The sequence below is a fragment of the Aeromicrobium sp. REDSEA-S32_B7 genome (assembly GCF_001626145.1).
GTDB lineage: Bacteria > Actinomycetota > Actinomycetes > Propionibacteriales > Nocardioidaceae > Aeromicrobium > Aeromicrobium erythreum.
In genome coordinates this window covers 1-8,362 of the sequence record NZ_LUNF01000019.1, presented here as the reverse complement: position 1 = coordinate 8,362, position 8,362 = coordinate 1, and the positions used below count along the sequence as shown (strand labels likewise).

Genomic DNA, 8,362 nt, shown 5'->3' with positions numbered 1-8,362 from the left:
CCGCCCGACCTGCTCCTCGACGTCCCACGGCGGCAGGTCCGGCGGCTCGGGGACGTCGTCGGGCTCCGCGACAGGTGCCGACGCCGCTGCGCCGGCCTGCCGCAGGGCCGCCTCGCGCGGGCTGGACGGCTGGGCCGCAGAAGCCTGAGGCGCCGACGACTGGGGCGCGGGGGGCGCTGCCGCGACGCTGGGCGCCGGCGCGGGACGGGTGTCGACCGGCACCTGGTCGGCCGGTACGCCACCCATGGAGAGCCGCTTCTCGAGCCGGTCGACCCGGGCGACCACGCCCGACGCGTCGGAGGCCGGCACCAGGATGCGCGCGCACATGAGCTCGAGCAGCAGACGCGGCGCGGTCGCACCGCGGAACTCGGTGAGCGCCGCGTTGACGATGTCGGCCATACGCGTCAGGTCGGCCGGGCCGAACGACGTGGCCTGCCCCTGCAGCCGCTCGGCCCGGTCGCCCGGCACGTCGAGCAGACCGGTGACGAGCGCGTCGGGCACGGCCCGCAGCACGACGAGGTCGCGCAGCCGCTGCAGCAGGTCCTCGGCGAAGCGCCGCGGGTCCTGCCCTGACTCGATGATCTTGTCGACGACGCCGAACACCGTGGCGCCGTCGGACGCACCGAACGCCCCGACGGCCTCGTCGAGCAGCGAGTCGGGGGTGTACCCCAGCAGCTGCACGGCGAGGTCGTAGGTGACGCCCTCCGGCCCGGCCCCGCCCAGCAGCTGGTCGAGGACGCTGAGGGTGTCGCGCACCGAGCCGGCACCAGCGCGGACCACGAGCGGGAGCGCGGCCGGCTCGAGGCGCACGCCCTCGGCCTCGCACAGCTGGTTCAGGTAGTCGCCGAGCGCCTTCGGCGGGACCAGCCGGAACGGGTAGTGGTGCGTACGGGACCGGATGGTGCCGATCACCTTGTCGGGCTCGGTGGTGGCGAAGATGAACTTCAGGTGCGGCGGCGGCTCCTCGACGAGCTTGAGCAGCGCGTTGAAGCCCTGCGGGCTCACCATGTGCGCCTCGTCGATGATGTAGACCTTGTACCGGCTGCTGATCGGCGCGAAGAACGCGCGCTCGCGCAGGTCGCGGGCGTCGTCGACGCCACCGTGGCTCGCGGCGTCGATCTCGATGACGTCGACGCTGCCCGGGCCGCCGCGCGCGAGGTCGCGGCAGCTCTGGCACTCCCCGCACGGGTCGGAGACCGGCGCCTGCTCGCAGTTCAGGGCGCGCGCCAGGATGCGGGCGCTGGTGGTCTTGCCGCAGCCACGCGGGCCGGAGAACAGGTACGCGTGGTTGACCCGGTTGGCGGCCAGCGCGTGGCGGAGCGGGTCGGTGACGTGCTCCTGCCCGATCACCTCGGCGAACGTCTCGGGACGGTACCGGCGGTAGAGGGCGAGAGGGGCATCCACGGCCCCGAGCCTAGCCGCGCCGCCCGACACGGGTCACGGCGTGCGGTCAGCCGCCGGAGCCGAAGGCCTCGTGCAGCGCGACGGCCTGCTCGTAGGCGTCGTCGACCGCTGCCAGCAGGGCGCTCGCCGACGTCGCCCGCAGCAGGCCGAGCCGGTCGTAGGGGCCCATCGGGCAGCCGTCCGCAAGGTGCCAGCAGGCCGCCTCGAGGTCGTGCGGCGGCGGCTCGGGCGGCATCGCGCCGAGCCGCACCGCCGCGGTCGTGGCGCGCTCGTGCACCTCGGCGACCGCGACCAGGTCGACGTCGAGCTCCAGCGGCGGCAGCTCACGCACCTTGGCCCGCGGGTACGGGTCCTCGGGCAGCCAGCCCTCGACCTCGACCCGCCGTCCGCCCACGGCCACCAGGCCCATCTCCTGCTGGCGCGGCTCGACCTGCACCACGCGGCCCACCGTCGCGGTCGAGAACCGGGAGTCCCCGCCGCCCGTCTCGACCCCGCGCTCGATCAGCACGAACCCGATCTCGGGCTCGTCGTCGGCGAGGACGTCGGCGAGCAGCGCCAGGTAGCGCGGCTCGAACAGCCGCAGGGGCAGCAGGCCTCCCGGGAGCAGGACGGTCCCGAGCGGGAACATGGGCATGGCGGTCACGGTCCAGGTGTACCCCACCGCGCCGGGGCGCGCCGGTCAGATCAGCGAGCTCGTGCGCAACCAGGTGTCGACCGCCTCGTAGGCGGCCTCGCGCGGCTCCTTCAACGACAGGAACACGTCGTGCCGGGCGTCCGGGACCGGCAGCGACGTGACCGCGTCGCCGAGGCAGCCGGCCCAGCGGGCGATCTGCTTGACGTCGAGCACGGCGTCGGCGCGGTCGACCTCCTCCGACCACGACCGCGCGAAGCGGCTCTTGTCCGAGCGCAGCACGAGCGACGGGACGCCGACGTCGAGCCCGCGGTGCAGACGCGCCTGGCCGGCCCGCACGGCGCCGAGCCAGCCGAAGGTGACCTCGAACCCGTTGAGCGGCTTCAGCGCGACGTCGTAGTCCCACTCCCCGTGGGCGCCGACGTGCAGGCTGCTGCCGTACGCGTCGGTGAACGGCAGCTTCATGACGTCGAACGGCTTGACCCGGCCGATCCCGCGGATCACGACCGTGCCGACCTCGCGCATCCAGGGCTTGCCCTGCAGGTCGAACCACGGGCTGTTCAGCACGAGACCGCTGATGCCCGCGCCCTTCGAGCCCCCCGGACGCCGGTTCAGGCGGTCCAACCACAGCGGGAGCACCAGGCCGCCGGTGGAGTGCGCCGACAACAGCACGGGGCCGTCCGGCACCTCCGCGCGCACCGTGGCGAGGGCGCGGTCGAGCTCGACGTCGTAGTGCGCGAGGTCGGTCACGTGGTGGGCCGTCTGGCCCTCGCGCCGCGACCGGCCGCACTTGCGCAGGTCGAGTGCGTAGAAGGCGAAGCCGCGCTCGGCGAAGAAGTCGGCCATCGCGGTCTGGAAGAAGTAGTCGCTGAAGCCGTGCACGTACAGGACGGCTCGGCGCGCGGGCTCCGCCTCGGTCCAGGTGCGTCGCACGAGCGTGGCGAAGACCTCGCCCTGCCCGTCCGGGTCGTCGCCCAGCGCGTACGTGAGCTGCTCGTAGCCGTCGCCCAGGACGTCGGGCCGCCAGTCGGTCATCGTGCCTCCTCGTGCTCCCCCGGCATCTCGCCGAGGAGAGCCTAGGACACGCGGCCGCGTCCCGCGGGCCGACGGCCACCGGTCCGTCCGGCCACGGCTCGCGCGACGGTGGTGGCGCTCGGGGCGGCGCGGCCCGGCACCCGCACTGCGCGAGGCGGGCACCGGGACCGCGTCACCCACTGGAGTCGTACCCGTTCCCGGTGGTCCGAACCGCCTCGGCCGCGCGGACGTGTCGCCGACCCGTACCCGGGGTACGTGCGGTGCATGAGGATCCCCACGCCGTGCGGTCCGGTGAGCCGGGCCGTGCACGACCACCTGGAGTCCGGCACGCCCCTGCCCGAGCTGCCCGACGCGCCCGACCCGACGTCGCGCGACCACGCGCTCGCGCTGTGGACGCTGCACGAGCTGGCCTACCGCGGGTTCGACGGTGTCGATCCCGACCTGGAGTGGTCGCCCGACGTCCTGCGGGTGCGGAACCGGCTGTCGCGCGACCTCGAGGCGTGGCTGCGGCGACGGTTCGCGGAGGCGACCGTCCCGGGCACCGTCGAGGAGCTCGTCTCGGCCGACACGCAGGCGCCCGGCGTCGCCCGGTTCGTGCGGGAGCGGGCCACCGTCGAGGACGTGGAGCGGATCCTGGTGCAGCGCAGCGTGTACCACCTCAAGGAGGCGGACCCGCAGTGCTTCCTGCTGCCGCGGCTGCGTCCCGCCGCGAAGGCCGCCCTGACCGAGCTCCAGTACGACGAGCTCGGCGACGGTGAACCGGACCTGGTCCACCAGCACCTGTTCGCCCAGGCCCTCGAGGCGGCCGGGCTCGACCCCGGCTACGGCGCGTACGTGGACGACGCCGACGAGGAGACGCTCACGCTCAACAACGCGATCTCGCTGCTGTGCCTCAACCGTCGTCTCGTCCACGCCGCGCTCGGCCACCTGGCGGCCTTCGAGGCGACCAGCGCGCTGCCCAGCGCCGACATGGTGCGCGGGCTGCAGAGGCTCGGGTTCGCGGAGCCGGTGTGGCGGTACTACGACGAGCACGTCGAGGCGGACGCGGTGCACGAGCACCTGGCCCGTCGGATCTGCGACCTCGCGACCGAGGGCGACCCCGCGCTGGAGCGCGAGGTGCTCTTCGGGGCGTTCGTGTGCGTGGACCTGGAGGACCGGTGCGCCGAGCGCCTCGTGCCGACGGCGGTGCCGGCATGAGCGCGGACGGGCCGTCGCGCAAGGAGGCTCGGCGCGAGGCGCTCCGTCGGGCGGCGGCCCAGGGCCCGGCGCTGGTGCGTGGGGTCGACGTCGTGGTGGACCCCGAGGGCGTCGCGAGCCTGGCGCGCCGTCCCGTCGTGGCCCTCTGCCGCTGCGAGGCGTCGACCCGCCTGCCGTGGTGCGACGGCACCCACAAGCGCCTCGTCTGACACTCCTGGACGGTTGCGGGGCGCTCCGACGCCCCGCAACCCCCGGACGTGTCCAGAAGGTGGGGTGGGGTCAGGGCTTGAAGACGACCTTGACGGTGCCGTCCTGCTTCTTCTGGAAGGCGCTGTAGGCCTCAGGGGCGTCCTCGAGCGACGGACGGTGCGTCGCGAAGCCCTCGAGCCCGAGCGGGTCGTCCGAGCGCTCGGCCAGCGGGAGCAGGTCGTCGACCCAGCGCTTCACGTTCGCCTGTCCCATGCGCAGGGTCACCTGCCGGTCGAACAGCTGCTGCATCGGCATCGGGTCGTGCGTGCCGGCGTACACGCCGGAGAGCGAGACCGTCCCGCCCCGTCGCACGAGCTGGGTGGCGAGGTGCAGCGCCGCGAGCCGGTCGACGCTCGCCGACGTCATGACCTGCTTCGCGAGACCGTCGGGCAGCAGCCCGGCCGCCTTCTGCAGCGCCGACGGGCCGGGCGAGCCGTGCGCCTCCATGCCCACCGCGTCGACGACGCCGTCCGCACCGCGTCCTGACGTCGCCTCGAGCACCGCGGCCGCGACGTCGTCCTGCTCCACGTGCAGCACCTCCACCCCGCGGGCACGGGCGCGCTCGAGACGCTCGGGCACGAGGTCGACACCGATCACGCGGACGCCGTGGTGCAGCGCGAGCCGCGAGGCCATGTCGCCGATCGGCCCGAGGCCCACGACGACGAGCGTGTCGCCCTCGTGGACGTCGGCGTAGCGCACCGCCTGCCACGCCGTCGGCATGACGTCGGAGAGGTAGACGTAGCGCTCGTCGGGCAGGTCGGGACCCACCGTGATCGCGCCGTACTCGGCGTGCGGGACGCGCAGGTACTCCGCCTGCCCGCCCGGGACGCTGCCGTACAGCTCGCTGTAGCCGAACAGGGCCGCGCCCATGCCGGAGGAGCGGACCTGCGTCGTCTCGCACTGCGTCTGCAGGCCACGACGGCACATGAAACAGTCGCCGCACGAGATCTGGAACGGGACGACGACCCGGTCGCCGACCGAGAGCCGCGAGACCCCTGACCCGACCTCGACGACCTCGCCCATCGTCTCGTGGCCGAGCACGTCACCCGCGTGCATGAACGGACCCATCACCTCGTAGAGGTGCAGGTCGGAGCCGCAGAGCCCCGTGCTGCTCACCTTCAGCACCACGTCGGTCGGGTCCTCGATGCGGGGGTCCGGCACGTCCATCACCTGCACGTCACGGCGTCCCTGCCACGTCACTGCTCTCACGGGTCCTCCTCGGGTCGGGATGGGTCACGCGGGACGTACCCGACGACCGGAGTCCGACGCCCCGGGCGGACGCGACGCAGCGCACTGCCGGACGGTGCGTCGAGCGGGGACGACGGGGTACGAGGGGGGCATGCTCGTACCTGGAGGATCCCCGATCGCCCACCACGTCCACACGCACCTGGCAGGGTCGGCCGCCGGCATCGACCTGTTCGGTCGCAGCGCGGCCGGGCTGCTCGACCCCGACGCGGCCACCCTCGTCCGCGACATCCAGGAGGAGCTGCTCGACGAGCGTCGGCGCCTGCGCCGCATGGCCGACGACCTGGGCGTCGGCGAGGCCTCCCTGATGACGCTCGCGGCGCGCGCGGGCGAGCGCGCCGCCCGGCTCAAGCCGAACGGGTCGTGGACGGAGCGCACCCCGCTCACCGATCTCGTCGAGCTGGAGGCGATGCGCGTGGCCGTCAACGGCAAGCGCGCGGGATGGCAGGCGCTGCTCGCGGTGGTCGACGTGCACGCGGCGCTCGACCGCGAGGAGCTGGAGATGCTGGCCGAGCAGGCCGCCGAGCAGGACCGCCGGCTCGCCGAGGCGCACCACCGGGCTGCCGCGCGGGCGCTCGTGCACTGACGCCGTCCGCCCTGGGCGCCGTCCGACCTGGGCCGCAGGGGACCCCGCGTCAGGACTCCGACGACTCCTCGTCGCGGCCGCCCTGCTCCTCGTCGTCCAGCTCGGACGCGTCGAGGGACGGCTCCGCCTGCGTGGCGTCGGCCTCGGGCTCGGTGCCGGGGTAGGTGCGGGGGTCGACCTGACGCGTCTCGCTCGCGCCGGGACCGGACTGCGGGGTGCCGCCGAAGGTGCTCATGATCCGGTTCTACCGGCGAACCGGCAGGTCCACACCTCGACCGGGCCCACGGACGGCCCCGATGCCCGCCCTCGGGCCGGCGCTCAGTCGTCGTCCTCGTCCTCGTCGTCGTCGTCCTCCAGCTCCGACGCGTCCAGCGACGGCTCGGTGGGCGGCTCGTCGGTGTCGGGCTCGGTCTCGGGGGACGTCGCGGGGTCGACCGGCGCGTTCCCGTGGGTGCCGGGGCCGGAGTGGGGCGTGCTGCCGAAGGTGCTCATGACCTCCACGTACCCGGGCCCGGCACCGTCACGCGTCAGGACCCGCCGCTGGCGGCGTCGTCGCCCTGGCGATCCTGCGCGTCGTCGCCGAAGGGCTTCTCGTCCAGTCGACGGTCGTCGGTGGAGGTGTCGGTGTCGGTGTCGTCCTGGGTCTCGTCCCGGTCGGGGTCGTGCTGCGATGTGCTCATGCGCAGGGCGTTCCCCGACCGGGACGCGCCATGCGTCTCAGCCGTCGAGGTCGCCCATGCGGTCGCGGACCTGGTCGATCGCCCGCGAGAGCCGCCGCGACACCTGCATCTGGCTGATGCCGAGCCGCTCGCCGATCTCGCGCTGCGTCAGGTCGTCGACGAACCGCAGCTCCAGCAGCCGACGGTCGTCCTCGGTGAGCGACCTGACCGCCGGGACGACGCTCTGCAGTCGCTCGACGGCGTCGAGGTGAGGGTCCTCGGCGCCCACGTGCTCGTGCCCCGGCAGGCCGTCAACGGCCGACGGACGGTCGAGCGACTGCGGCGCGAACGCGTCGTGCGCGGCGTCGGCCTCACGGACCTCGGCGCGGCTGACGTGCAGGCGCTCCGCCACCTCGTCGTCGGTCGGCGTGTGCTGCTGCTCCGTGCGCAGGGCGTCGCGGGCCGCGTTGACGGCGCTCTGCAGCTCCTGCGTGGAGCGCGTCGGACGGACGGCCCACGCCTTGTCGCGGAAGTGGCGCCGCAGCTCGCCCAGGACGGTGGGCACGGCGTAGGCCGCGAACGACCGTCGGGTGGGGTCGAAGCGGCGCACCGCCTTGACCAGCCCGAGCCGGGCCACCTGCTCGAGGTCGTCGGCCTCCACGCCGCGGTCGCGGTAGCGCCGTGCCAGGCGTCGGGCCATCGGGGTGTACTCGGTGACGACGCCGTTCTGGAGCCTCAGCCGCTCCAACGGCGAGGCGTGGGCCGCCTCGTCGAGCGTCTCGCAGGTCCGGGCGTCAGGGTCGGTCGTATCCATGGTGCTGCCTCTCGTCGTACGAGTGCGGCTGCTGGCTCAACCTCCCTTCCACGGCACCACGGGAACGGCCGTACGTCAACCCTCGTGCGGACGCGGACCCGTCCAGGCCTCCGGTCCCAGCAGCGCCAGGACCCCGCGCGAACCACCCTCGCCGGCCTCCCGGACGGCCAGGACCTCCAGCCCGGACGTCTCGCACGTGTGGTCGAGCACCTCCACCTGCTCGACGCTGCCCAGCTGCAGCAGCACGCGGCCGTCCGCCGCCAGGTGCCGCGATGCCGTCCGCACGCAACGTCGGGCGACCTCGAGGCCGTCGATGCCGCCGTCGATCGCCCACACCGGGTCCTCCGGGAACTCCGCGACGCGCTGGCTCGGCACCCACGGAGGGTCCGCCACGACGAGCGCGAACCGCTCAGCGGGGTCGAGCACGGCGTCGAAGCGGCCCTCCCGGACCTCGACGTCCTCCTCGACCTGAGCGGCGTTGAGCCGGGCGAGCGCACAGGCCCGCGGCTCCGCGTCGACCATGACGAGCCGCCGCCCGGTGC

At 74.1% G+C, this 8,362-nt stretch carries 12 protein-coding genes; 3 read left to right on the top strand and 9 right to left on the bottom strand.

Annotated elements, in window-relative coordinates; genetic code table 11:
* The 3 genes from A6Q79_RS00855 to A6Q79_RS00845 all read right to left on the bottom strand — a co-directional run.
* Positions 1-1,404 (bottom strand): DNA polymerase III subunit gamma and tau (locus A6Q79_RS00855; RefSeq protein ID WP_317695440.1); only part of this gene is annotated, 1,404 nt, incomplete at its 3' end.
* A 46-nt stretch (positions 1,405-1,450) separates the two neighbouring features.
* On the bottom strand, positions 1,451-2,038 hold the full coding sequence (locus A6Q79_RS00850) for an LON peptidase substrate-binding domain-containing protein (RefSeq protein WP_236749855.1): 588 nt from the start codon (positions 2,036-2,038) through the stop codon (positions 1,451-1,453).
* Positions 2,039-2,083: 45 nt separating this feature from the next.
* On the bottom strand, positions 2,084-3,070 hold the full coding sequence (locus tag A6Q79_RS00845) for an alpha/beta hydrolase (RefSeq protein ID WP_067853718.1): 987 nt from the start codon (positions 3,068-3,070) through the stop codon (positions 2,084-2,086).
* A 264-nt stretch (positions 3,071-3,334) separates the two neighbouring features.
* Here A6Q79_RS00845 and A6Q79_RS00840 point away from each other — a divergent pair, with 264 nt between their 5' ends.
* The gene (locus A6Q79_RS00840; protein WP_286689499.1) at positions 3,335-4,267 is read left to right on the top strand and encodes an iron-containing redox enzyme family protein; all 933 of its coding nucleotides are present in this window, start codon (positions 3,335-3,337) and stop codon (positions 4,265-4,267) included.
* Complete coding sequence (locus tag A6Q79_RS00835; RefSeq protein WP_286689498.1) at positions 4,264-4,476, top strand: CDGSH iron-sulfur domain-containing protein; 213 nt, start codon at positions 4,264-4,266, stop codon at positions 4,474-4,476. The genes A6Q79_RS00840 and A6Q79_RS00835 overlap by 4 nt, the downstream gene beginning before the upstream one ends.
* A 70-nt stretch (positions 4,477-4,546) precedes the next feature.
* Here A6Q79_RS00835 and A6Q79_RS00830 read toward each other — a convergent pair whose 3' ends face one another.
* The gene (locus A6Q79_RS00830) at positions 4,547-5,725 is read right to left on the bottom strand and encodes an alcohol dehydrogenase catalytic domain-containing protein (RefSeq protein WP_286689497.1); all 1,179 of its coding nucleotides are present in this window, start codon (positions 5,723-5,725) and stop codon (positions 4,547-4,549) included.
* A gap of 130 nt (positions 5,726-5,855) precedes the next feature.
* Here A6Q79_RS00830 and A6Q79_RS00825 point away from each other — a divergent pair, with 130 nt between their 5' ends.
* Entirely contained in the window at positions 5,856-6,347 is a 492-nt protein-coding gene (locus A6Q79_RS00825; protein WP_286689496.1) for a hypothetical protein, read from the top strand.
* Positions 6,348-6,396: 49 nt separating this feature from the next.
* On the opposite strand, the gene A6Q79_RS00820 is transcribed toward A6Q79_RS00825, so the two are convergent.
* The 5 genes from A6Q79_RS00820 to A6Q79_RS00800 all read right to left on the bottom strand — a co-directional run.
* The gene (locus A6Q79_RS00820) at positions 6,397-6,582 is read right to left on the bottom strand and encodes a hypothetical protein (protein ID WP_286689495.1); all 186 of its coding nucleotides are present in this window, start codon (positions 6,580-6,582) and stop codon (positions 6,397-6,399) included.
* A gap of 83 nt (positions 6,583-6,665) precedes the next feature.
* On the bottom strand, positions 6,666-6,839 hold the full coding sequence (locus A6Q79_RS00815; protein WP_286689494.1) for a hypothetical protein: 174 nt from the start codon (positions 6,837-6,839) through the stop codon (positions 6,666-6,668).
* 35 nt (positions 6,840-6,874) lie between these two features.
* Positions 6,875-7,027, bottom strand: a complete 153-nt coding sequence (locus tag A6Q79_RS00810) for a hypothetical protein (RefSeq protein WP_286689493.1) — start codon at positions 7,025-7,027, stop codon at positions 6,875-6,877.
* Positions 7,028-7,064: 37 nt separating this feature from the next.
* A complete protein-coding gene (locus A6Q79_RS00805; RefSeq protein WP_286689492.1) occupies positions 7,065-7,820 on the bottom strand; it encodes a sigma-70 family RNA polymerase sigma factor in 756 nt (251 codons plus the stop codon).
* Positions 7,821-7,895: 75 nt separating this feature from the next.
* Positions 7,896-8,362, bottom strand: a 467-nt coding sequence (locus A6Q79_RS00800; RefSeq protein ID WP_317695417.1) for a hypothetical protein, incomplete at its 5' end; no start/stop codon positions are given.

Excerpts from the sequence above, each read along its gene's own strand:
- A6Q79_RS00850 (WP_236749855.1), bottom strand. The coding sequence starts at position 2,038 with ATGCCCATGTTCCCGCTCGGGACCGTCCTGCTCCCGGGAGGCCTGCTG.
- A6Q79_RS00845 (WP_067853718.1), bottom strand. The coding sequence starts at position 3,070 with ATGACCGACTGGCGGCCCGACGTCCTGGGCGACGGCTACGAGCAGCTC.
- A6Q79_RS00840 (WP_286689499.1), top strand. The coding sequence starts at position 3,335 with ATGAGGATCCCCACGCCGTGCGGTCCGGTGAGCCGGGCCGTGCACGAC.
- A6Q79_RS00835 (WP_286689498.1), top strand. The coding sequence starts at position 4,264 with ATGAGCGCGGACGGGCCGTCGCGCAAGGAGGCTCGGCGCGAGGCGCTC.
- A6Q79_RS00825 (WP_286689496.1), top strand. The coding sequence starts at position 5,856 with ATGCTCGTACCTGGAGGATCCCCGATCGCCCACCACGTCCACACGCAC.
- A6Q79_RS00820 (WP_286689495.1), bottom strand. The coding sequence starts at position 6,582 with ATGAGCACCTTCGGCGGCACCCCGCAGTCCGGTCCCGGCGCGAGCGAG.
- A6Q79_RS00815 (WP_286689494.1), bottom strand. The coding sequence starts at position 6,839 with ATGAGCACCTTCGGCAGCACGCCCCACTCCGGCCCCGGCACCCACGGG.
- A6Q79_RS00810 (WP_286689493.1), bottom strand. The coding sequence starts at position 7,027 with ATGAGCACATCGCAGCACGACCCCGACCGGGACGAGACCCAGGACGAC.
- A6Q79_RS00805 (WP_286689492.1), bottom strand. The coding sequence starts at position 7,820 with ATGGATACGACCGACCCTGACGCCCGGACCTGCGAGACGCTCGACGAG.